General features: G+C 67.5%; 1 protein-coding gene. It reads left to right on the top strand.

Annotated features, from left to right (window positions below):
- Positions 1 to 183, top strand: a 183-nt coding sequence (locus ACLQ2Q_RS22240) for a hypothetical protein (protein ID WP_425824089.1), incomplete at its 5' end; no start/stop codon positions are given.
- Positions 184 to 265 lie beyond the last annotated feature (82 nt).

Raw genomic sequence — 265 nt, 5'->3', positions numbered from 1 at the left:
TGGACCGGGGCAACAACGCCGGGTGCCGTCTGGGAGACCGCCGGGCACGCCACCGGCACCGCGTCCGCGATCGCCGTCAGCTGGGAGGGGATCGTCGCGATCGCCGACGAGGGCGGAGTCCGCACCACATCCGACGCAGGGACCACCTGGCGAGTCGTCATCAGAACCGAGCCCACCTCATGAGCACACCGCATCGGCTTCACGGAGCAGGAGAACAGAAATGAACGGAACTACGCGCACCGTCGTCCTGGAAGTCGAGGGAGTC

Origin of the sequence: Microbacterium sp. DT81.1 (genome assembly GCF_049844955.1) — a bacterium.
Lineage (GTDB): Bacteria > Actinomycetota > Actinomycetes > Actinomycetales > Microbacteriaceae > Microbacterium.
This window is presented reverse-complemented; position numbering and strand designations above follow the sequence as displayed.